General features: G+C 71.6%; 20 protein-coding genes. 15 read left to right on the forward strand and 5 right to left on the reverse strand.

What is annotated here, in order from left to right:
* The first annotated feature begins 25 nt into the window (after positions 1–25).
* Together DDE18_RS06315 and DDE18_RS06320 are read left to right on the forward strand one after the other, a co-directional pair.
* On the forward strand, positions 26–898 hold the full coding sequence (locus DDE18_RS06315) for a diacylglycerol kinase (RefSeq protein ID WP_116571376.1): 873 nt from the start codon (positions 26–28) through the stop codon (positions 896–898).
* Positions 895–3,684 (forward strand): DEAD/DEAH box helicase, encoded by a 2,790-nt coding sequence (locus tag DDE18_RS06320; protein ID WP_116571377.1) that lies wholly within the window; start codon positions 895–897, stop codon positions 3,682–3,684. Before DDE18_RS06315 ends, DDE18_RS06320 begins: the two co-directional genes overlap by 4 nt.
* Here DDE18_RS06320 and DDE18_RS06325 read toward each other — a convergent pair.
* Entirely contained in the window at positions 3,674–4,636 is a 963-nt protein-coding gene (locus DDE18_RS06325; RefSeq protein WP_116571529.1) for a zinc-binding dehydrogenase, read from the reverse strand. The genes DDE18_RS06320 and DDE18_RS06325 overlap by 11 nt on opposite strands.
* Before the next feature lie 58 nt (positions 4,637–4,694).
* Here DDE18_RS06325 and DDE18_RS06330 point away from each other — a divergent pair, with 58 nt between their 5' ends.
* A complete protein-coding gene (locus DDE18_RS06330) occupies positions 4,695–5,633 on the forward strand; it encodes a 5'-3' exonuclease (RefSeq protein WP_116571378.1) in 939 nt (312 codons plus the stop codon).
* 22 nt (positions 5,634–5,655) lie between these two features.
* On the opposite strand, the gene DDE18_RS06335 is transcribed toward DDE18_RS06330, so the two are convergent.
* Positions 5,656–6,117, reverse strand: a complete 462-nt coding sequence (locus DDE18_RS06335) for a group II truncated hemoglobin (RefSeq protein ID WP_116571530.1) — start codon at positions 6,115–6,117, stop codon at positions 5,656–5,658.
* 104 nt (positions 6,118–6,221) lie between these two features.
* Here DDE18_RS06335 and DDE18_RS06340 point away from each other — a divergent pair, with 104 nt between their 5' ends.
* The 4 genes from DDE18_RS06340 (at position 6,222) to DDE18_RS06355 (ending at position 8,569) form a co-directional block, all read left to right on the forward strand.
* Positions 6,222–6,677: an Lrp/AsnC family transcriptional regulator gene (locus DDE18_RS06340; protein WP_116571379.1), complete on the forward strand. Its 456-nt coding sequence runs from the start codon at positions 6,222–6,224 to the stop codon at positions 6,675–6,677.
* A gap of 33 nt (positions 6,678–6,710) precedes the next feature.
* Complete coding sequence (locus tag DDE18_RS06345) at positions 6,711–7,280, forward strand: TetR/AcrR family transcriptional regulator (protein WP_116571380.1); 570 nt, start codon at positions 6,711–6,713, stop codon at positions 7,278–7,280.
* On the forward strand, positions 7,277–7,948 hold the full coding sequence (locus DDE18_RS06350; protein ID WP_165821060.1) for a maleylpyruvate isomerase family mycothiol-dependent enzyme: 672 nt from the start codon (positions 7,277–7,279) through the stop codon (positions 7,946–7,948). The genes DDE18_RS06345 and DDE18_RS06350 overlap by 4 nt, the downstream gene beginning before the upstream one ends.
* Positions 7,949–8,326: 378 nt before the next feature.
* Positions 8,327–8,569 (forward strand): hypothetical protein, encoded by a 243-nt coding sequence (locus DDE18_RS06355; protein WP_133241175.1) that lies wholly within the window; start codon positions 8,327–8,329, stop codon positions 8,567–8,569.
* Positions 8,570–8,599: 30 nt separating this feature from the next.
* Here DDE18_RS06355 and DDE18_RS06360 read toward each other — a convergent pair whose 3' ends face one another.
* Both DDE18_RS06360 and DDE18_RS06365 read right to left on the reverse strand, forming a co-directional pair.
* On the reverse strand, positions 8,600–10,429 hold the full coding sequence (locus DDE18_RS06360; RefSeq protein ID WP_116571383.1) for a glycoside hydrolase family 15 protein: 1,830 nt from the start codon (positions 10,427–10,429) through the stop codon (positions 8,600–8,602).
* Between the two features lie 72 nt (positions 10,430–10,501).
* Positions 10,502–11,116, reverse strand: a complete 615-nt coding sequence (locus DDE18_RS06365) for a VOC family protein (RefSeq protein ID WP_116571384.1) — start codon at positions 11,114–11,116, stop codon at positions 10,502–10,504.
* 268 nt (positions 11,117–11,384) lie between these two features.
* Here DDE18_RS06365 and DDE18_RS06370 point away from each other — a divergent pair, with 268 nt between their 5' ends.
* The 4 genes from DDE18_RS06370 (at position 11,385) to DDE18_RS06385 (ending at position 15,107) form a co-directional block, all read left to right on the forward strand.
* Positions 11,385–11,585: a cold-shock protein gene (locus DDE18_RS06370; protein WP_116571385.1), complete on the forward strand. Its 201-nt coding sequence runs from the start codon at positions 11,385–11,387 to the stop codon at positions 11,583–11,585.
* A 98-nt stretch (positions 11,586–11,683) separates the two neighbouring features.
* Positions 11,684–12,631, forward strand: coding sequence for a DMT family transporter (locus DDE18_RS06375; protein WP_245916476.1), 948 nt, complete (start codon positions 11,684–11,686; stop codon positions 12,629–12,631).
* Positions 12,632–12,709: 78 nt separating this feature from the next.
* Positions 12,710–13,696 (forward strand): ATP-binding protein, encoded by a 987-nt coding sequence (locus tag DDE18_RS06380; RefSeq protein ID WP_116571386.1) that lies wholly within the window; start codon positions 12,710–12,712, stop codon positions 13,694–13,696.
* A 31-nt stretch (positions 13,697–13,727) separates the two neighbouring features.
* Positions 13,728–15,107 (forward strand): NAD(P)-binding protein, encoded by a 1,380-nt coding sequence (locus DDE18_RS06385; protein ID WP_116571387.1) that lies wholly within the window; start codon positions 13,728–13,730, stop codon positions 15,105–15,107.
* Between the two features lie 16 nt (positions 15,108–15,123).
* On the opposite strand, the gene DDE18_RS06390 is transcribed toward DDE18_RS06385, so the two are convergent.
* On the reverse strand, positions 15,124–16,293 hold the full coding sequence (locus tag DDE18_RS06390; protein ID WP_116571388.1) for an ROK family transcriptional regulator: 1,170 nt from the start codon (positions 16,291–16,293) through the stop codon (positions 15,124–15,126).
* A 193-nt stretch (positions 16,294–16,486) separates the two neighbouring features.
* On the opposite strand from DDE18_RS06390, the gene DDE18_RS06395 reads away from it, so the two are divergent.
* From DDE18_RS06395 to DDE18_RS06410, 4 genes are read left to right on the forward strand one after another with little or no spacing between them, the layout of a single operon-like run.
* Entirely contained in the window at positions 16,487–17,905 is a 1,419-nt protein-coding gene (locus DDE18_RS06395; RefSeq protein ID WP_116571532.1) for an ABC transporter substrate-binding protein, read from the forward strand.
* Positions 17,902–18,897 carry a carbohydrate ABC transporter permease gene (locus DDE18_RS06400; RefSeq protein WP_245916477.1) on the forward strand — a complete coding sequence of 332 codons (996 nt, stop codon included), beginning with the start codon at positions 17,902–17,904 and terminating at the stop codon, positions 18,895–18,897. The genes DDE18_RS06395 and DDE18_RS06400 overlap by 4 nt, the downstream gene beginning before the upstream one ends.
* Positions 18,894–19,784: a carbohydrate ABC transporter permease gene (locus tag DDE18_RS06405; protein ID WP_116571389.1), complete on the forward strand. Its 891-nt coding sequence runs from the start codon at positions 18,894–18,896 to the stop codon at positions 19,782–19,784. Before DDE18_RS06400 ends, DDE18_RS06405 begins: the two co-directional genes overlap by 4 nt.
* Positions 19,785–19,816: 32 nt before the next feature.
* Entirely contained in the window at positions 19,817–20,869 is a 1,053-nt protein-coding gene (locus DDE18_RS06410; RefSeq protein ID WP_116571390.1) for a zinc-dependent alcohol dehydrogenase, read from the forward strand.

Consider the following 20,869-nt stretch of genomic DNA (forward strand, 5'->3'; position numbering starts at 1 on the left):
ACCTATCCGGCGCTAGGGTCGGCGCATGGGCCGGGAGATCGCGCTGCTGACCAACCCGACCTCGGGCAAGGGCAGGGGAGCCCGGCACCGGGACCTGGCGGTGGGTCGGCTCCGCGACGCCGGCTTCACGGTCCGCAACCTGGAGGGCCGGGACGCCGACGAGGCGCTCGACCTCGCCCACGCGTGCGTGGCCGACGGTGTGGACGCGCTCGTCGTCTGCGGTGGTGACGGGCTGGTGCACCTGGCCGTGCAGGCCGTGGCGACGACCGGCATCCCCCTCGGGATCATCCCCTCGGGCACCGGCAACGACGTGGCGCGCAACCTCGGCCTCCCGCGCAAGGACGCGGTCGCCGCCGCCGACCGCGTGATCGCCTCCCGCACCCGCACCATCGACCTCGCCCGCAGCGGGTCGAAGTGGTTCGTGACCGTGCTGGCAGCCGGCTTCGACGCGCTCGTCAACGAGCGCGCCAACTCGATGACCTGGCCCCGGGGCCAGATGCGCTACAACCTGGCCACGGCCGCCGAGCTGCGCACGTTCCGCCCGCTGCCCTACACCCTCGACCTCGACGGCGCCTCGCGGCGCGTGCAGGCCATGCTCGTCGCAGTCGGCAACGGCCCGTCCTTCGGCGGGGGGCTGCGGATCACCGAGGGCGCACTGCTGGACGACGGCTACCTCGACGTGGTCATCATCAAGGAGATGAGCAAGACGAAGCTGCTGCGCACCTACCCGAAGCTGTTCTCCGGCACCCACACGAGTGAGCCCGAGTACGAGCACCACCGCGTCCGACGCGTCACCGTGGCAGCGCCAGGGGTCGTGTCGTACGCCGATGGCGAGAGGTTCGCGGAGCTGCCGGTCACGGTCGAGTGCGTTCCCGGCGCCCTGGAGGTGCTGGCGTGACCGAGGACCTCAGCCCGGCGCAGAAGTACGCGGCGTACTCCCGCGACCGCAAGCACCCCGTCTTCAAGGAGTTCGAGGGCCTCTACGACTTCCCGCTCGACGACTTCCAGGTGCGTGCCTGCAAGGAGATCGAGGACGGCCGCGGCGTGCTGGTGGCCGCGCCCACCGGATCGGGCAAGACGATCGTGGGCGAGTTCGCGATCCACCTCGCCCTCGCGACCGGGCGCAAGTGCTTCTACACCACGCCGATCAAGGCGCTCTCGAACCAGAAGTTCAACGACCTCGTCGCCCGCTACGGACCCGAGAAGGTCGGCCTCCTGACCGGCGACAACGTCGTCAACGGCGACGCGCCGATCGTGGTGATGACGACCGAGGTGCTCCGCAACATGCTCTACGCCGGGTCGCGCACCCTGCTGGGCCTCGGCTTCGTGGTGATGGACGAGGTGCACTACCTCGCCGACCGGATGCGCGGCGCGGTCTGGGAGGAGGTGATCATCCACCTGCCGGAGTCGGTGACCCTGGTCTCGCTGTCCGCGACCGTCTCCAATGCCGAGGAGTTCGGCGAGTGGCTGGCCACCGTGCGCGGGGAGACGACCACCATCGTCGAGGAGCGCCGGCCGGTGCCGCTCTTCCAGCACGTGATGGTCGGCAGGCGCCTCTACGACCTGTTCGCCTCGTCCGACGTCGACGCCAGTGCCGGCTTCGTCAAGGAGGGTGCGCCGGTCAACGGTGAGCTGCTGCGGGTCGCGCGCGACGACTTCGCGAGCGCCCGGCTGATGCGCGACCGCCGCTCGCCCCGCAAGGGCAAGCCAGGCTCCTCGAAGAACCCGCGCTCGGTCGGCAACGGCCGCCGGGTCTGGATCCCCAGCCGGGTCGAGGTGATCGACCGGCTCGAGCGCGAGCAGCTGCTGCCGGCCATCGTCTTCATCTTCAGCCGGGTGGGCTGCGACGCCGCCGTGACCCAGTGCCTGTCGGCCAACGTGCGGCTCACCCGCCCCGAGGAGCGCGACACGATCTACCAGTATGTCGAGGAGCGATGCCGGCACCTGCCGGACGACGACCTGCACGTGCTGGGCTACCACGAGTTCCTCGACGGGCTGACGCGCGGCGTCGCCTCGCACCACGCCGGCATGCTGCCGACCTTCAAGCAGGTCGTGGAGGAGCTGTTCGTGCGCGGCCTGGTCAAGGTGGTCTTCGCCACGGAGACGCTGGCCCTCGGCATCAACATGCCGGCCCGCACGGTGGTCATCGAGAAGCTCTCGAAGTGGAACGGCGAGTCCCACGCCAACCTGACGCCGGGGGAGTACACCCAGCTGACCGGTCGCGCCGGCCGTCGCGGGCTCGACGTCGAGGGCCATGGAGTGGTGCTCTGGCAGCCCGGCATGGACCCCCGCGAGGTCGCCGGACTGGCCTCCACCCGCACCTATCCGCTCCGCTCGTCCTTCCGGCCGTCCTACAACATGGCGGTCAACCTCGTGGAGCAGTTCGGCCGCGAGCGCTCCCGCGAGCTGCTGGAGCAGTCGTTCGCCCAGTTCCAGGCCGACAAGGCCGTGGTCGGGCTCGCCCGCCAGCTGCACAAGGCGGAGAGCGCGCTGGAGGGCTACGCCCAGGCGGCCCAGTGCCACCTCGGCGACTTCATGGACTATGCCGATCTCCGGCGCCGCATCTCCGACGCCGAGAAGGCCGCGTCCCGCAGCCGCCGGGCAGACCGCCGCGAGGCGGCGATGGAGTCGCTGGACCGCCTCAGGATCGGCGACGTGATCCTCGTCCCGACCGGCAAGTTCGCCGGCTTCGCCGTGGTCGTCGACCCCGGCAACACCGGCCACGAGCCGAGGCCCTACGTCGTGACGGCGGACCGCCAGGCGCGCCGGCTGGCGCCGATGGACTTCCCGGTGCCGGTCGAGTCGCTGGCCCGGATCCGCATCCCGAAGAACTTCAACGGGCGCAACCCGCAGATGCGCCGCGACCTCGCCCAGGCACTCGTCGCGAAGACCCACGGGATGTCGGCGCACGCGCCGCGGCGTACGTCGGACGACCCCACCGACTCCGCCACCGAGCGCCAGATCGCCGCGCTGCGCCGCGAGCTCAAGGCTCATCCCTGCCACGCCTGCCCCGAGCGCGAGGACCACGCCCGCTGGGCGGAGCGCTGGCACAAGCTGCACCGAGACTCCGAGACGCTGAAGCGCCGGGTGGAGTCCCGCACCAACACCGTCGCCCGCACCTTCGACCGCGTGTGCGACGTGCTGACGGCGCTGGGCTACCTCGACGGGGACAAGGTCACGGAGCGGGGCCGGCACCTCAAGCGGATCTACTCCGAGCTCGACCTGGTCGCCGCCGAGTCGATGCGCGAGGGGCTGTGGGACGACCTGACGGCCGCGGAGCTCGCCGCGGTGCTCTCCGCGCTCGCCTTCGAGGCCCGGCGCGCCGACGACGCCTCCCCGCCGAAGGTGCCGGGCGGGCGCGTGCAGGCCGTGCTCGGCGACATGGTGCGGCTGTGGGGACAGCTCGACGCGCTCGAGAAGGACCACAGGCTCGACTTCCTGCGCGAGCCGGACCTGGGCTTCACCTGGGCGGCGTGGCGCTGGGCCGAGGGCGACGAGCTCGACACGGTGCTCGGGGCGACCGACCTGGCCGCCGGCGACTTCGTGCGCTGGGTCAAGCAGCTGCTCGACCTGGCCGGCCAGGTGGCCGACGCCGCCGGCGACTCGCCGCTGCGCGCGACCGCCCGCGAGTGCGTCAGGCTGCTCAAGCGCGGCGTGGTGGCCTACTCCGGCCTCACCGACTGAGCAGCACGACCTTGCCGAGCGTGCGGCGCTCCTCGAGGTCGCGATGGGCTCGGGCCGCCTCGGCGAGCGGGTACGCCGTGACCAGCGGCGCCCAGTCGCCCGCGACCGCGTGCTCGACGGCCCGTCGGGCGAGCGCCTTGGGCCCGCCCGGCCGCTGCATGATCCGCGGGCCGAGGGTCCACGAGACGCTGAGGCTGCGCGAGACGACGTCGTCGGTCGTGAAGGCGGTCGGCGTGCCGGAGGAGTAGCCGAACATCACCATCCGGCCCCCGGGCTGGAGCAGCTCCAGCGACTGACGCCCGATCCCGCCGCCGACACCGTCGAGCACGACCGACGGCCGCTGGTCGACGAGCTCGGCCCAGCCTGGGTCGGCGTAGTCGAGGACCTGGTCGGGCTCCAGCTCCTTGAGCCGCGCGGTCTTCTCGGCTCCCCGGGCGGCGGCGATGACCCGGGCGCCGTGGGACCTCGCCGCCTGCACCGCCAGCCAGCCGATGCCGCCGGCCGCAGCCGGCACGAGGACGGTGTCGTCCGCCGTGATGGCCGCGGCCTCGAGCACGGCGACGGCCGTGCGACCGGTGCCGACCAGCGCGACCGCCGCGGCGGCGTCGAGGCCGTCCCGGGGGATCAGGTTGTCGACCGACGTGACCGCCTGCTCGGCGTACCCACCCGGCACCATGCCGAGATGGGCGACGACCGGCCGCCCGAGCCACGCAGGGTCGACGCCCTCGCCGACCAGGTCGACCGTCCCGGCCACCTCCCGGCCCGGCACGGTCGGCAGCTCGGGTGGCGGCATCGGTCCCGGAAGCCCCTGCCGCAGGGTGGTGTCGAGGAGGTGGACGCCGCTCGCCTCGACGGCGATGCGCACCTGGCCGGTGGCCGGTGCCAGGTCGGGGAGCTCCTCGATGCGGAGGTGCTCCGGTGGGCCGAACTCGTGAAGTCTGATCGCGTGCATGGCCACACCGTGCCGGTTGAAGTCCACTTGAGGTCAAGCGATGTGGAACCCTGCTGCCATGACCGACCAGCGGCTGCTCCTCCTCGACACGGCCTCGCTCTACTTCCGTGCCTACTTCGGGGTCCCCGACTCCATGCGCGCCCCCGACGGCACCCCGGTCAACGCCGTGCGCGGGCTGATGGACTTCATCAGCCGGCTGGTCGGGGAGTACGACCCGAGCCACCTCGCCTGCTGCTGGGACGACGACTGGCGGCCGCAGTGGCGCGTCGACCTGATCCCGTCCTACAAGGCGCACCGCGTCGAGCAAGTCGTGCCCGGGCCGGCGCCGGACGTCGAGGAGGTGCCCGACCCGCTCGAGGCCCAGATCCCCATCATCGTGGCCGTGCTGGAGGCCTTCGGCATCCCGATCGTCGGCCACGACCAGATGGAGGCGGACGACGTCATCGGGTCGCTGGCCACCGACGCCGGCATGCCCGTCGACATCGTCACCGGCGACCGGGACCTGTTCCAGCTGGTCGACGACGAGGCGCAGGTGCGGGTGCTGTACACCGCCCGCGGCGTCGGCCGCCACGAGCGCGTCGACAACGCATGGGTGCGCGCGAAGTACGGCATCGACGCCCGGCAGTACGCCGACTTCGCGACCCTGCGCGGCGACAACTCCGACGGCCTGCCCGGCGTCGCCGGGATCGGCGAGAAGACGGCCGCCACCCTGCTCGCCCGCTTCGGCGACGTCGACGGCATCGTGGCGGCTGCCCAGGACCCGGGGTCGGACATGGGCCCCGGCCCCCGCGGCAAGATCAAGGCCGCGCTCGACTACCTCGCCGTCGCGCCTCGCGTGGTCGCCGTACGCCGCGATCTCGACCTCGGGTCTCCCGACCTGACCCGCCCGCTCACCCCAGCCGACCCCGGCGCGGTGGTGGCCCTCGACGAGAAGTGGGACCTCGGCTCGTCGGCCGTGCGTCTCGTGGAGTCGCTGTCACGGACCGGCGGTGCGTAGGGCGACGAACCAACGGCCCGGCTCAGGCCTCCCTGACGAGCCCCTCCCGATCCCACCGGGGAGTGGGTCCCGGGTCGCCGAGGTCCGTGCCGGACGGCTGCTGGGACACCTGCTGGGCGATCCGGGTGCCCCAGTCGAAGTAGGCCATCAGCACCCTGTGCAGCGCCGGCCGCCCGGGCAGGATCTCATCGATGGCCCTGGACATGAGCGCGAGCCAGCGGATCCTCTGCTCGTCGCGGATGTGGAGCCCGAGATGGCTGGCGAGCAGTGCCTGGTGGCCGCCGTAGTGTTCGGTGAACCCTGGAGGCCCTCCGAAGACCTCCCCGAGCCAGACGGCCACGTGCTCGACGTGATCGGGGGGAAAGGTGGCGAAGACGGATGCCAGCACCTCGTCCGACTGCACCAGCTCATAGAAGCGCTGGCTCAGTCGGCGTAGCCCCTCGAGGCCTCCCACCGACGCGTAGAGCGACGCCTCCTTCTCCACGACCACAATGTGTCACGTGGCCTCGCACACGTCGAGCCTCGGCCGCCCGTCTCGTGGAGTCGGCGCCCCCGTCCGGAGCCCGTCCAGCCGACTAGTCTTCCGCCATGACGAAGCCTGACGTGGAGGACCTCGACCGGCACATCCTGTCGCTGCTCGCCTCGGACGGGCGGATGTCCTACACCGACCTCGGCAAGGCGACGGGCCTCTCGACCTCTGCGGTGCACCAGAGAGTCAAGCGGCTCGAGCAGCGCGGCCTGATCCAGGGCTACGGCGCGACGATCGATCACGAGCAGGTGGGTCTGCCGCTGACGGCGTTCATCTCGATCACGCCGATCGACCCCGCCGCGCCCGACGACTACCCGGAGAAGGTCAAGGACATCCCGGAGATCGAGTCGTGCTGGTCGGTCGCGGGGGAGGAGTCCTACATCCTCAAGATCCGGGTCCCGACGCCCCGCGACCTCGAGGACCTGCTGGCCCGGATCCGGATGGCGGCGAACGTGTCGACGCGCACCACGATCGTGCTCTCCACGCCGTTCGAGAACCGCCCCGTCACCGGCTGACGCAGGCAGCACTACAGGCGTAGTGTTCTTGGGGTGACGGACCGCCGCACCCTTCTGCTCGACAGGGCCCTCGACCTCGTCGGCACGGACGGGATGCGCGGGCTCACCCATCGGGCGGTGGACGCCGCGGCCGGGGTCCCGCCCGGGTCCACGTCCAACCACTTCCGCACACGCGAGGCCCTCCTCGCCGGTCTGGTGGGGCGCTTCGTCGAGCGCGAGCGGGCGAGCGCCGAAGCCGCCCTGGAGGCGCCGGTGCGCGACCGGCGCGACCTGGTCGCGATGTTCGCGTCCTTTGCGCGCGCGGCGACGGGGGAGGAGCGGGCCGCCACCCTCGCCCGCTACGCGCTCCTCGTCGAGACGGCCCAGCGGCCCGAGCTCCGCGACACGCTCCTCGGGGCAGGCGCACAGGTCAACGCCTGGGCAGCCGACCTCCTCCGCGCAGCCGGATCCCGTCACCCCGAGCGAGACACCGACATCGTCGCCAACTTCGTCACCGGGCTGGTGCTCCACGAGCTTGCCATGCCCGACCCCGGCTTCGACCCGGCCGCACGCCTGGCCGCCTTGCTCGACACCTTCGAATGGATCCCTCAGGAGGACCGATGACCCCCGCCGTCGCCGACCTGGTCCGCGCCGAACGCCTCGCGTTCATCGACACGCTCGAGTCGCTCTCGGCCGAGCAGTGGCTTGCCCCCTCCCTGTGCGACGCGTGGCGGGTGCTCGACGTCGCCGCGCACGTCGCCTGGGCCCCTGTCCTGCGTCCCCTGCCTGCGACGGGGCGACTCGTCCGCAACGGCTTCTCGATGAACCGGATGATCGCCAGCTCCGCCGTCGAGTGGTCGAGGCGCGGCCGGAGGGCGATCCTCGAGCAGTTGCGGGACAACGCCGAGTCCGGCGCCAGGCCCGTGGGCATGCCGGTGGTCGCGGCGCTCGCCGACGCGGTCGTCCACGGCCTCGACGTACGCCGCCCGCTCGGGATCGCCCACGACCCACCGGAGGGCGCCCTCGAGCCGTTGGCCAGGTCCGCCCTCGCCATCCCCTGGCCGATGAACACCGTGATCGGCGGCAGCGCCCGCAAGCGGGTCGCCGGCATCACGCTGGTCGCCACGGACGCCGAATGGCGGCACGGGACCGGGCCCGAGGTGCGCGCGTCGACGGAGGCGATCCTGTTGCTGCTCCACGGCAGGGGCCGAGCTCTGACGCCGGCTGAGCTGACCGGGGAGGGCGCTGAGCGCCTACATGCCGCCGACGGGAGCGGCTCGGCGGTCGAGTAGCCGCCGACGGGAACGGCTCGGCGGTCGAGTAGCCGCCGAGGGACGAGGGTGCCCACGGGCCACCGCTACCGCACCCGACCACCCGCGGTCGCGACCATCCACCGAAGACCCGCCCTCACCATCGACTACATCCTCGTCAGCTGAGGCACTCCGTAGGTGTTGCTCGCTCATGCCGAGGACCTGGTCCGGGGGAGTACGGTGCCCCGGACAGAAACAGCACAGGGGGAGCAGCCATGTCCGAGGACAGCGTCACCGATCACGCGCAGCAAGAGGCGAACGGGGGAAGGGAGTCGGGCTTCTTCACGCCCGCCGTCTGTGCATGCGGCGTTCACCCTTGCGATCGCGGCCCTAGTGGGGGACAGCCCGCTCACGGTTGGTTTGATCGCCCTGCTCGGATCGGCGCTCGGGTCCAGCTGGACGACCTTCCACGGAGGCTGGGGCGCGGCGACCGCGCTGGAGGCCCTCCTGGCACTGCTGCTGGCCTGGCGAGGCCTGGCTGGATCGGGCGGTTGGGAGTCCGTCCTCGCACGGGCGGCCATCCTGATCTGTGTCGTCGCGCTCGTGGGTGCATTGCTCACTGTCATGGCGGCTCAGGTCGACCAGCCGGGCGACGGGTTCTGATCGCCTGGCCACGCCAGACGGCCGCTCCGCTCAGCCGCAGGTGTCCCGGGAGTCGCTCGGCGACGTCTGGCTGAGATGCCGTGCGGTGTTGACCAGCCCGACCAGGCTGAACGCCTGCGGCGTGTTGCCCAGCTGATGGCCTGTTCGCGCGTCGTACTCCTCGGACAGCATCCCGACGTCGTTGCGCAAGGCAAGCAGCCGCTCGAAGAGCTCCTCGGCCCGATCGCGCTCCCCGATGCCGTGCAGCGCATCGACGAGCCAGAAGCTACAGGCGAGGAAGGCCGCCTCGTCGCCGGGCAGGCCGTCCGGGCCCCCGTCGGCCTGGGTGTCGTAGCGGCGCACGAGGCCGTCGTGGTCGAGCTCGCGGGCGACGGCCTCGACCGTCCCGACGACGCGGGGGTCGTCCCACGGGAGGAAGCCGACGCGCGGAATCAGCAGCAGCGCAGCGTCGAGGCCTTGGGAGCCGTAGAACTGGGTGAAGGTGTTGCGTCGCGGGTCGTAGCCCTTCTCGCAGACGTCGGCGTGGATGCGGTCGGCGAGCTCACGCCAGGCAGCGGCGTCGCCGGTCAGCCCGTGCTTCTCGACCGTGCGGACGGCTCGGTCGAGACCGGCCCACGCCATCACCTTCGAGTGCACGAACTGCCGCCGCGGTCCCCGCATCTCCCAGAGCCCGTTGTCGGGCTCGTGCCAGTGGTCGGTGAGCCAGTCGATGAGTGCGCGCTGCAGGTCCCAGGCCGGCTCGAGGGTCTGGAGCCCTGCCTCGCGGCCGAGGTGGAGGCCGTCGAGCGCCTCGCCCCAGACGTCGAGCTGGTGCTGGTCGGCAGCTGCGTTGCCGATGCGCACCGGCCTCGAGCCGGCGTAGCCGTCGAGCCAGTCCAGGGTCATCTCGGGCAGCCGCTGGGTGCCGTCGAGGCCATACATGATCTGGAGCTTCGCCGGGTCGCCGGCGACCGCGCGCACCAGCCACTCCCGCCAGGCCTGTGCCTCCCCGGTGAAACCGGTGCCGATCAGGGCCTGCAGCGTGAAGGTCGCGTCCCGCACCCAGCAGTAGCGGTAGTCCCAGTTGCGGACCCCGCCGACCTCCTCGGGCAGCGAGGTGGTCGCAGCCGCCACGATCCCTCCCGTCGGCGCGAAGGTCAGGGCCTTGAGCAACAACAGCGACCGGCGCACCTCGGCCTGCCAGCGGCCGACGTAGGTGCAGCCCGCCATCCACTCCTGCCAGAACTCCCGTGTCTCCTTGAGCGCCTGCACCGGCTGCACCGCGTCGGGCCTGGACAGGTGCGAGAGCCGGTGGGTGAGCACGAAGGCGACCCGTTCGCCTGCGGCGACGGCGAACGACGACAACAGGGCGCCGTCCTCGTGACGCATCGGCACGTCGGCGCGGATCCACGCCGCGTCCGGTCCCGCGATCGCCGAGACCTGATGGCCGAGGTCGTCGTCGGTGCGCAGCCAGGGGCGCACCCGGCCGTAGTCGAACCGCAGCCGCAGCGTGCTCTCCATCCGGACTCGCCCGGTGATGCCTTCGACCACCCGCACGACGTCCGCCGCATCGCCCCGGGGCGGCATGAAGTCGACCACCTCGACGACGCCGCCGTCGGTCTCCCAGCGGGTGCGCAGCACCAGCGTGTCGTCCTCGTAGCGACGCGACGACGCCCTGCTGGCCCCGGCGGGCGCCACCGTCCAGCGGCCCGCCGACTCGTCGTGCAGCAGCGCGGCGAAGCAGGCCGGGTCGTCGAAGTGCGGCAGGCACAGCCAGTCGATCGAGCCGTCCAGGCCGATCAGCGCGCCGGTGTGGAGGTCGCCGATGAGCGCGTAGTCCTGGATCGGCGTGACCTGGCCGGGATCAGTGAGGGCGCGCACGACACCCTTGGTACCACGCACCCCGGCGCCGCCGTGCGGCTGAGGCCGAGGGAGGCGGCTCCACGGGCCGGCTCATCGCGACGCCGACTCCCAGACGAACCCGTCGGGGTCGGTGAGGTCCCCGGCCTCGCTCGCGAGGACGAGGCGGTGCGAGCCCGTGCCGTCTGCGGACACGCCGGCGTCCTTGGCGAGGGCTCGGTGGCCGTAGAGTGCGAGCTTGACTGCGCTCGACGCGGACTCGAACTCGACGTACTTGCGGCCGAAGCTCTTCGCCACCACGAAGCCGTGGCCGACGTAGAACCGCTTGGACTCGGCCACGTCCGCGGCGCCCAGCAGCAGCGCGATCTCGTCGATCTTCCGACTAGCCGGGCTGGTGTCCTTCTTCGCCGAGCTCGCCACCTTCCAGATCGTGCCGTCCGGGGCCTGCACGGTGCCGCCACATCCCCAGAAGGACTTGGCGACGGGCTTGATCGGCGTGGCGCCGGCATCGAGCGCCGCGTCGACGAGCGCGCGGACGTTGGCGGGCTGGGCCACGACGAGCGACAGCGTGAAGCCGCGGAACCCGGCCGTCGGCGCGTCTGAGGCGCGGAGGCTCAGCTGCTCGTCGAGGCCGAAGGCGTCGGCGTAGAAGCGGCGGGCAGTGGTGGGTTCGTCCACCTCGAGGGTGACGGATGCGAGAGAGGTCATCTCGAGGAAGCTAGGCGCGGTGGGTCGTTTGGTGCTTCTCGATTCCTGACCGTTCGACCGCCAGGGCGCGATTGTGGGTCGTCGGGAATCAATCCGGGCTGCCTCTCGTTGTACGAGGCGGTCACAGTTTTGAGTGTTCGTGTCTTGCACGCTCGCAACGAACGTTTGCGGGCGCAATTGTCCTTCAGGGTCCCTGGAGCCAGTCGCGTCATCGCTGGCCCGGGTCTGCACGGTGTGGACCCGCACCTGCCCTGTAAGGAGCAACCAAATGGCACAGGGAACCGTCAAGTGGTTCAACGCGGAGAAGGGCTTCGGCTTCATCTCCCCCGCGGAGGGCCCCGACCTCTTCGTCCACTTCTCCGAGATCGAGAGCTCGGGCTTCCGTAGCCTCGAGGAGAACCAGAAGGTCGAGTTCGAGGCAGCTCAGGGCCCCAAGGGCCCGCAGGCGACGCGCGTGCGCGTCATCTGAGCCACAGCACACTGAGAGAGGGTCGGCGCCTGGCGCCGGCCCTTTCTGCATGTGGCGGCACGTCAGGTGCCCGGTCACGACGCCGCTATTTTGTCCGCGTGAACCCGGCGAGCATCGAGACCCGGAGTCGGAGCGCGCGTCTGGGGCTGCTGCAGGTCTGCGCTGCCGGGGTGCTGTGGGGCACCGGCGGCCTCGTGGTCACCACGCTCCACGAGCGCGACGGCCTCGGTGCGATGACCGTCAGCGCGTGGCGGATGGCCCTCGCGGCACTGGCCCTGGTCGCGTTCGCCGTCGTGACCCGGCGCTCAGGCGTCGTACGGGAGACGATGCGCGCCCACCCCGTCCTGGCCGTCCTCGTGGGCTGCGGCACCGCCCTCTACCAGGGCCTCTACTTCGTGTCGGTGCTGCTCGTCGGCGTCAGTATCGCCACGGTGGTCGCCCTCGGGCTCGCACCCATCCTCGCCTCGGTCTGGGAGCACGCCCTCGCGCGCAGCCTGCCGTCGGCGCGCGAGGCCGTCGTGCTGGCTGCGGCCCTCGCCGGACTGGTGCTGATCACCGCAACCGCAGGACACGGGTCTGCCCCGCCGGGCGGCGACCCCCGGCTGGGGACACTCCTCGCCATCGGCTCGGGCGCCACCTACGCGGCGACGACGGTGCTCGGCCATACCCTCGCGCAGCGCGTCGACCCAGTGGCCCTGACCACCTGCGCGACCGCGGCAGGCGCCGTGGCCCTGCTGCCCTTCCTCGGTCTCGCGGCGGCAATGGAGGAGCCGGTCATGAGCTCTGACCCGGTCTCGCTCGCCCTGCTGCTCTACCTCGGAGTGGCCACGATGGCGCTGGCCTACGGGCTCCTGTACGCCGGGCTTCGCACGACGTCCGGCTCGGCGGCGACCGTGGCCACCCTCGTGGAACCCGTCTCGGCAGCCCTGCTCGCGGCCCTGCTCCTCGGCGAACGGCTCGCCTGGCCCGCGCTCGTGGGTGGCGGCCTGATCCTGGCGGCTGTGGTCGCCCTGCACCCCACGGACGAGCGCCCGGCACCCGCCTGAGCCGCCCCACCGGGACCCACCTCGCAGGCCACCCTTCCGGGTGGTCCTGGATGGCTCGAACTGAGTAGTCTGCACGCAATGGAGCGCGAGCACAGCAAGCGCCTGGCGGTTCGTCTGGCGGCGGACCCCGCGGGCGTGCCCGCAGCGCGACGCTTCGTCGTCGACGGCCTGGCGGCCGGCACCCACGAGGCGCTGGCGGATGCCGCCGAGCTCGTGATCAGCGAGCTGGCCGGCAACGCCGCGCTGCACGGGGGAGCCCGGTTCATGTACGTCGCCATGGAGCATCGCGTGCGCGGCGTGCGGGTCTCCGTCGAGGACGACGGCCCGGTGGGTGCCGAGGCGGTCAGGCCCCCGCTCCTGGTCACCGGCGAGCCGGAAGACCCAGAGGACGTGGACGATCTGCAGGGCTGGGCCGCGCAGGCCACGACCGGTCGCGGGCTCGCCCTGGTCTCCATGGTGTCGGGAGACTGGGGAGTCGCGGCGACACCGCGCGGCAAGCTCGTCTGGGCCGACGTGGTCGAGCCGGCCGCCGAGAACGACGTGCGACCGCCTTCCCGGCAGGACGCAGAGGACTCGGTCGCACCGCCCGCCGAGCTGCCCCCGGGCTGGGCCCTCGTGCGCCTCGCGCGATGCCCGGTGCGCCTGAGCCTGAGACAGGACAACCACCTCGATGAACTGGTCCGGGAGCTGCAGCTGATCGGCGCGGGCAGCAACGAGAGTGCCCGAGCTGTCGCGGCGGAGATCAGCGAGCTGCTCATGTCACCGGCGCACGCACGGCTCACCGGACGGCGCGCGGCGGAGCAGGCCCTCCTCGACGGGCTCGAGCACGTGGACATCGACATGGCGATGCCCCGCGAGTTCAGCGTCCTGATCCGACGGCTGCACGCCGCGGTGGCGCGAGCCGATGTCCTGTGCGAGCGGGACGAGCTCCTGTCACTGGCCTCCGACTCCGAGCTCCGCGCGCTTCGGGAGTGGATGACCCAGGAGGTCGTCGCCCAGGTCGAGCAGGGTGCCCCTCCGGTCCCGTGGCCGGATTGGGTTGCTAGCCGTGCAGGCACGTGTTGACCTGCCGCGTCCAGCGGGACGACCATGAGCCGTGGTCGAGGTGGTGGAAGCCGACTACCTGGTGGTCGGCGCGGGCGCGGCGGGCATGGCGTTCACCGACGCGCTCATCGATCACGCTGACGTCACCGTGGCGTTGGTCGATCGCCGTCACGGCGCAGGCGGGCACTGGCTCGATGCCTATCCGTTCGTCCGCCTGCACCAGGCGTCTGCCTTCTACGGTGTCGCGTCGACGTTGCTCGGCGGCGGGCAGGTGCAGCAGGTGGGCCCGGAGGCCGGCCTGCACGAGAGGGCCACGGCGCCCGAGATCTGTGCCTACTACGCGCGCGTCCTGAGCGAGCGCCTGCTGGCCTCCGGCCGCGTGGCCTTCCACCCCGGCTGCAGCTATCTCGGTGCGGGCCTGTTCGTCTCGAGGATCTCCGGCCGGCGCTACGAGGTCAGCGACCGGACCCGCATCGTCGATGCGCGTTACCTCTCGCCCCAGATTCCCTCGGGGACGCCGGCCCCGTTCGGCGTCGTGGACGGCGTCGACGTCATCCCGGTCAACGACCTGGTCCGGCTCGAGGCCTCGCCGTCGCAGTACGTGGTCATCGGAGCCGGGAAGACCGCCACGGACGCGTGCATCTGGCTGCTGGGCAACGGGGTGGATCCGGACGCGATCCGCTGGGTGCGGCCCCGCGAGCCCTGGATGCTCAACCGCGCCGTGGTCCAGCCCGATCCGGCCGTCTTCATCGGCATGGCCGCGGACACCCTGGGGGCCGCCACCAGGTCGGTGTCGGCGGACGACCTGTTCCTCCGCCTGGAGGAGGCCGGCATCATGCTCCGCATCGACCGGTCCGTGACTCCGGCGATGGCGAAGGCGCCGACGCTCGCGGAGTGGGAGCTCGACCGGCTGCGCACCCTGGAGAACGTCGTCCGGCTCGGCCACATCCGGCACGTCGAGCCGACGCGGCTGGTGCTCGACGAGGGCGACGCGCCGATCGCCCGGGACGCCGTGCTCGTGCACTGCGCGGCACCCGGCCTGCGGTACCGCCCCCTGGTGCCGATCTGGGCGAGCGAGGCGATCACGCTCCAGCCGATCCGCTCCGGCTTCCCCTGCTTCGGCGCCGCGCTGGCCGGCTTCGTCGAGGCCACCTTCGACGAGGACGAGGAGAAGAACCGGCTGTGCCCGCCCTCGCCCTACTCGAACACGCCCCCCGGCTGGGCGCGGATGCAGGTGCTGGGTGCGCGATCCGCGATGTCGTTCGGTTCGAACGCCGACATCAAGGCGTGGGCCAACGGGGTGGCCCTGAATCCGGCGCGGATCCCGCCGCAGCTGGCCGGCTCCCCTCAGCTGACCGCAGCGATGGAGCGTTTCCGCGGCAACCTCGACAGGGGACTGGCCCGGATGGCCGAGCTGGCCGGAATGTCCTGACGAGCGGGACCCCGTCTCAACGTGTCGGAGCGACCGCGGCGAAGCGGGCATTCACGGCGTCCACCGAGAAGCGGTCGTCCACGACCAGCCGGGCCAGGCCCACGATCGCCGCCTCGCTGCCCAGGGACCCGAGCTGCAGCGTGAGATGCCGCGTGGCTCGGGGGAGCGTCAGGCGGTAGAGCGACTCGCGAATGCCGGCCAGCAGCGGGGCCGACGCCAACGCGCCCCCGACGACGACGACCTCGGGGTTGAGCACGCACACCACCGTGGCCATCACCTCCCCGATGAGCCGGCCCGCCTCCTGGGTCAGGCGTGCGGCGGTGGGGTCGCCGTGCGCCAGGAGCTCACCGACATCGTGACCCGACCGGGCCGGGATCCCGAGCTCGGTGAGCTTCCGGGCCACGGCGCGGCCGCCGGCGAGCGCCGCCAGGCAGTCCATCGCGCCGCACTGGCACACCTCACCGGGCTGCTCGCGCAGCCTGGCGTGGCCGATGTCCCCCGAGCCGCCGTCCGCCCCGCGGTAGACCCGGCCGTCGATCACGATGCCCGTGCCGATGCCCGTGTCCACCTTGACCAGGCACAGCGCGCGGGCAGTGGGGAAGTCCGCGGCATGCTCGCCGACCGCGGCTGCGTCGGCGTCGTTCGACGTGAGCACGGGTACGCCGGGGAGCGAGCCCTGCAGGTGCTCGGCGATGGGGTAGCCGTCCCACCCGGGCATCATCGGCGGCTGGCTCGGCCTGCCCGTCGCCGGGTCGACGGGACACGGGAGGCTCATGCCCAGCCCGCAGACCGATGAGGGGTCGGTGTCGGTCTCCTTGAGCAGGCGCTCGGCGGCCTCCGCTGTCGCAGCCAGGGTCGTCGAGGGACCGCTCGCCACGGCGACCTGGACCTCGTCCTCGGCCAGGATGTGCCCGCCGAGATCGGTGAGGGCGATGCGGCTGTGCTGGGTGTCCACGGTCACCGTCAGCACGCGGGAGTGCTCGACGTTGAACTCGAGCCGGCGCGGCCGCCGCCCCCCGGTGGCCGCGGCCGTGGGCCCCTCGACGATGAGTCCCTCGCCGAGCAGGGCGTCCACCCGCTGCGCCACGGTCATCCGGGACAGCCCGGTGGCGTCGAGGATCTCGCCGCGAGTGGTGGCGCGGCCGCTTCGAACCAGGTCGAAGACGTCCCCAGGACCGGTGGGCATCGACCCTCCTTTCGGCTCTGGGTGGGCGGAGCAGCCTAGCCGCGAACCGCCCCGGCTTGACCCCCAATGCTTGACCGATCTCCATCTTATGCCTAGCGTCTTTGCATATGGCGAACGTCACATTCGCGGAGGCGCACATGACCAGGGAACACCAGTCCATCAGGGCCAGCGGAACGACAGGGAGCCCGCGGTGATGCGCCGCGGCCGTCGGGGGCCGGCCGCCAGGACGCTGGCGACAGGAGTGGTGCTCGCCCTCGCCGGAGCCCTTGCCGCATGTGGGGGTGGCGAGGACGACGGCGAAGGAGGCGAGGGGGGCGGTGCCGAGAGCATCACCGTCTGGATCCAGGAGGACCTGCCGGACCGGGTGGCCGCCACGCAGGAGATCATCGACCAATTCAGCTCAGAGAGCGGGGTCGAGGTCGAGCTGGTCTCCGTCGGCGAGGACCAGTTCAACCAGCTGATCACCTCGGCTGCCGCCGCGGGCGACCTGCCTGATGTCATCGGTGGCATCTCGTTGCCACAGGTCCGCACCCTGTCGGCGAACGAGCTGCTCGACACCGAGTCGGTCGGTGAGGTGATGGAGTCCCTGGACCCGTCGACCTTCTCCGAGCGAGCGATCGAGCTCACCGCAGACGGCGACACCCAGCTGGCGGTCCCGAGCGAGTCCTGGCTCCAGCTCCTCTTCTACCGCAAGGACCTCTTCGAGGAGGCGGGGCTGGAGGCGCCCACGACGTACGAGTCGATCCTCGCCGCCGCGGAGGCGCTGCACAAGGAAGGCATGGCGGGCTTCGTCGGTGCCAACGCCCCGGGTGATGCCTTCACGGAGCAGACCTTCGAGCACGTGGCGCTGGGCAACGGGTGCGAGCTGGTGGACGAGGAGGGCGAGGTGCTCCTCGACAGCCCGGAGTGCGTCGAGGCGTTCGAGTTCTACGGCACGCTCGTCGAGGACTACTCCGTCCCGGGTGCCCAGGACGTCGACACGACCCGGGCGTCGTACTTCGCCGGCCAGGCCGCGATGCTCATCTGGTCGACGTTCGTGCTCGACGAGATGGCCGGGCTGCGCAACGACGCCAAGCCCAACTGCCCGGAATGCAAGGACGACCCGGCGTTCCTGGCCAAGAACACCGGTGTGACCACGACGATCCAGGGTCCGAGCAGCGAGGAGCCCGCGATCTTCGGCGAGGTCACGTCGTGGACGATCATGACGGATGCATCCGCCGACTCCAGCAAGCAGGTCGTCGAGTACATGTTGAACGACGGCTACGTGGACTGGATCGCGATCGCGCCGGAGGGCAAGGTGCCCGTACGGACCGGCACGCCGGACAACCCCACGGAGTTCTCCGACGAGTGGGGAACGCTGCCCGCCGGCGTGGACACCAAGGCGCCGCTCAGCGACTTCTACCCGGCTGACATCCTCGAGATCCTCGCGCAGGGGCCGACCGACGTCTCGCGGTGGGCCATCCCGCAGGGCCAGGGGGACCTCCTCGGCGCCACGCAGGGTGAGCACCCGGTCGCGACCGCGGTCAACGAGGTGACGACCGGTACGCCGGCCGAAGAGGCCGCGGGCAAGGCGGCCGAGGCAGTGCGGTCCATCGCCGACACGATGCCGTGACACCAAGGGATGCCGGAGCGACGACCGCCGACCGGGTGACGGGCCGGCGGCGTCGCTCCGCGTCCAGCCGCGTCCGCCAGGACGCCCGCACCGGCCTGGCGCTGATCTCGCCGACGTTCCTGATCGTCCTCGTCATGGTGGTGCTGCCGATCCTCTGGACGGTGTCGCTCGCGTTCCAGAGCGTCCGTCTCCTCAACATCCGGCAGACCAGCCTCATCGGGGACTACAGCGTCGACAACTTCGTCAACGTCGTGACCTCCGACGGCTTCGTCGAGGCTCTCTTGATCACGCTGGTCTACTCCGTCGGCGGCACCGCACTCGCGATCGCCGTCGGCCTGGCGGCAGCCCTCGCCCTGCGGCGGCCGTTCCGGGGTCGGGGTGTCGTCCGGGCCGTGCTGCTGCTTCCGTACGTCGCACCCGTCGTCGCCTGCGCGTTCGTCTGGACGACGCTGCTCAATCCCCAGTACGGCCTGGTCAACGACTGGGGCGCCGGGCTGCTCGGCTGGGACGAGCCCATCGCCTTCCTGAGCTCGCGCAGCAACGACCTGTCCCTCCTCGGCCTGACGGTCCCGGTGCCGACCGCGCTCTTGACCGTGATCGCGTTCGAGGCCTGGCGGTCCTTCCCGTTCGCGTTCCTCTTCCTCACCGCGCGGATGGAGGCGATCCCCGACACGCTCGAGGAGGCGGCGATGCTGGACGGCGCCGGTGCGGTCCAGCGGTTCCGCAACATCGTGCTGCCGCAGCTCGCACCGACGATCGCGGTGCTCACCGTGCTCCGCTTCATCTGGACGTTCAACAACTTCGACGACATCTGGCTGCTCACCGGCGGCGGCGCGGGCACCCAGGTCGTGAGCGTCAGGGTGTTCAGCTATCTGACCGCGCGCGGCGACATCGGCGCGGCCGCGGCGCAGGCGCTCGTGCTCGCGCTGATCCTGGCGGTCCTCGTCGTCGGCTACCTCAAGCTCTTCGGGCGGACCGAGGAGCAGACATGACGGCCACGAGGGCTCAGGGGCTTATACGGACCACCGTCGAGGACCAGGTGTTGCGGGTGCTGCGGTGGATCGTCATCGCCACGCTCGTGGCGGCCGCAGTGTTCCCGTTCTACTACATGGTGCTGCTGTCCTTCCGCCCGCTGGAGTCCGTCCTGCAGGACCCCGGCTCGCTGTGGGTCACGCCCGACGAGTTCACGCCCTCGACCTACTCCGACGTGCTCAAGTCCCAGGACGACGGCGGGCAGGGGTTCCTCAACTTCATCAGGAACAGCCTGCTCGTCGCCCTCGGCACGGTCGTGGTGGCGCTGCTCGTGTCCATTCCCGGCGCCTATGCCGTGAGCCGGCTGGAGTTCTTCGGCCGGCGCCAGGTGTCCGCGCTGTTCCTCGCGGTCTACTTCTTCCCCAGCATCCTGCTGGCCGTGCCGCTGTTCGTCTTCTACACGCGGATCGGCCTGCGCGGCTCGCTCATCGGCCTGCTCCTCGTGTACGTCGCGCAGGTCGCCGCCGTGTCGATCTACATGCTGCGCAACTACTTCGCCACCATCCCGGTCAGCATCGAGGACGCCGCTGCCATCGACGGCTGCTCCCGGCTGCAGGCGCTGCGGCACGTGAGCCTGCCGCTGGCCCTCCCGGCGGTGGTGTCCAACGCACTCTTCGTCTTCATGATCGCGTGGAACGAGTTCCTCTTCGCCCTGCTCTTCCTGGTGGAGCGCCGCGACAACTGGACCGTCTCGCTCGGGCTCTCGCAGCTGGCCGGCAGCATCGAGATCCCGACGACCGTGCTCATGGCCGGCTCGGTCATCCTCACGGTCCCGGTCATCGTCCTCTTCTTCATCGGTGAGCGCTGGCTCACCGGCGGTCTCACCGCCGGGGCGGAGAAGGGGTGACCATCGGTCCCGCAGCGAAGGAAGGCCCACCCATGCCGCAGGTCGTCCAGTTCAACGCTCCGCACGACGTGTCGCTCGTCGAGGTCCCTGAGCAGCCGCTCACGCCAGCCGGGGTGCGGGTGCACACCTGGTACTCCGGCATCTCCGCCGGAACGGAGCTGACGGCGTACCGCGGCACGAACCCGTACCTGACGCACACCTGGAACCCCGACCTGCGCCTGTTCGCGCAGGGAGCGCCCACCTTCGCCTACCCGGTGGCCGGGTGGGGCTACTCGGAGGTGGGAGAGGTCGTCGAGGTGGGCGCGGATGTCGAGGGCGTCACGCAGGGACAGCTGGTCTACGGCATCTGGGGACACCGCAGCGACGCCGTCGTTCCGGCGACGATGGTGCGGGGACGCACCCTCGAGCGGCCCGAGGACGCCGTGCAGGGCACGTTCGCGCGTGTGGGCGCCATCGCGCTCAACGCCGTGATGGCCGCCGACACGCGGCTGGGCGACACCGTCGCCGTGTTCGGCCAGGGCGTCATCGGGCTGCTCGCCACGCGCCTGGCCCGCCTGAGCGGGGCGAGGGTGATCGCCGTCGACGCGTTCGGGTCCCGGCTCAAGGCAGCGCTGGAGATGGGCGCCTCGGACGTCGTGCCGGCCGGCACCGCCGGTGGCGCCGGCGCCGTGGTGCGGGCGCTCACCGGCGGCCGCGGCGCCGACGCCGCCATCGACCTCAGCGGCAGCGACCGCGCGCTGCACGAGGGGATCCGCAGCGTCGTGGTCGACGGGACGGTCGTCGCGTCGGGCTTCTACCAGGGCGGTGCCGTGAACCTCCGGCTCGGCGAGGAGTTCCACCACAACCGCATTCGGATCGTGGCCAGCCAGATCGGCGCCCCGCCGCCCGGGCTCCAGCACCGCTGGGACCAGGCCCGTCTCGTGTCGGTGTTCATGGAGCAGGTCCGCTCAGGGCAGGTCGACACCGCCCGGCTGGTCACCGACGTGGTCGAGGCGGCGGACGTCGCCTCGGCGTTCGAGCGGCTCGACCGAGGCGACCCGGACGTGCTCCAGGTGGTCCTCCGCTTCGACGCCGCACCTCGGTGA

This window comes from Nocardioides gansuensis (assembly GCF_003076135.1).
Lineage (GTDB): Bacteria > Actinomycetota > Actinomycetes > Propionibacteriales > Nocardioidaceae > Nocardioides > Nocardioides gansuensis.

Coding starts and splice junctions, on each gene's coding strand:
- DDE18_RS06350 (WP_165821060.1), top strand. CDS start 7,277: ATGACCCCCGCCGTCGCCGACCTGGTCCGCGCCGAACGCCTCGCGTTC.
- DDE18_RS06395 (WP_116571532.1), top strand. CDS start 16,487: ATGCGCCGCGGCCGTCGGGGGCCGGCCGCCAGGACGCTGGCGACAGGA.
- DDE18_RS06380 (WP_116571386.1), top strand. CDS start 12,710: ATGGAGCGCGAGCACAGCAAGCGCCTGGCGGTTCGTCTGGCGGCGGAC.
- DDE18_RS06390 (WP_116571388.1), bottom strand. CDS start 16,293: ATGCCCACCGGTCCTGGGGACGTCTTCGACCTGGTTCGAAGCGGCCGC.
- DDE18_RS06370 (WP_116571385.1), top strand. CDS start 11,385: ATGGCACAGGGAACCGTCAAGTGGTTCAACGCGGAGAAGGGCTTCGGC.
- DDE18_RS06330 (WP_116571378.1), top strand. CDS start 4,695: ATGACCGACCAGCGGCTGCTCCTCCTCGACACGGCCTCGCTCTACTTC.
- DDE18_RS06410 (WP_116571390.1), top strand. CDS start 19,817: ATGCCGCAGGTCGTCCAGTTCAACGCTCCGCACGACGTGTCGCTCGTC.
- DDE18_RS06365 (WP_116571384.1), bottom strand. CDS start 11,116: ATGACCTCTCTCGCATCCGTCACCCTCGAGGTGGACGAACCCACCACT.
- DDE18_RS06405 (WP_116571389.1), top strand. CDS start 18,894: ATGACGGCCACGAGGGCTCAGGGGCTTATACGGACCACCGTCGAGGAC.
- DDE18_RS06315 (WP_116571376.1), top strand. CDS start 26: ATGGGCCGGGAGATCGCGCTGCTGACCAACCCGACCTCGGGCAAGGGC.
- DDE18_RS06340 (WP_116571379.1), top strand. CDS start 6,222: ATGACGAAGCCTGACGTGGAGGACCTCGACCGGCACATCCTGTCGCTG.
- DDE18_RS06325 (WP_116571529.1), bottom strand. CDS start 4,636: ATGCACGCGATCAGACTTCACGAGTTCGGCCCACCGGAGCACCTCCGC.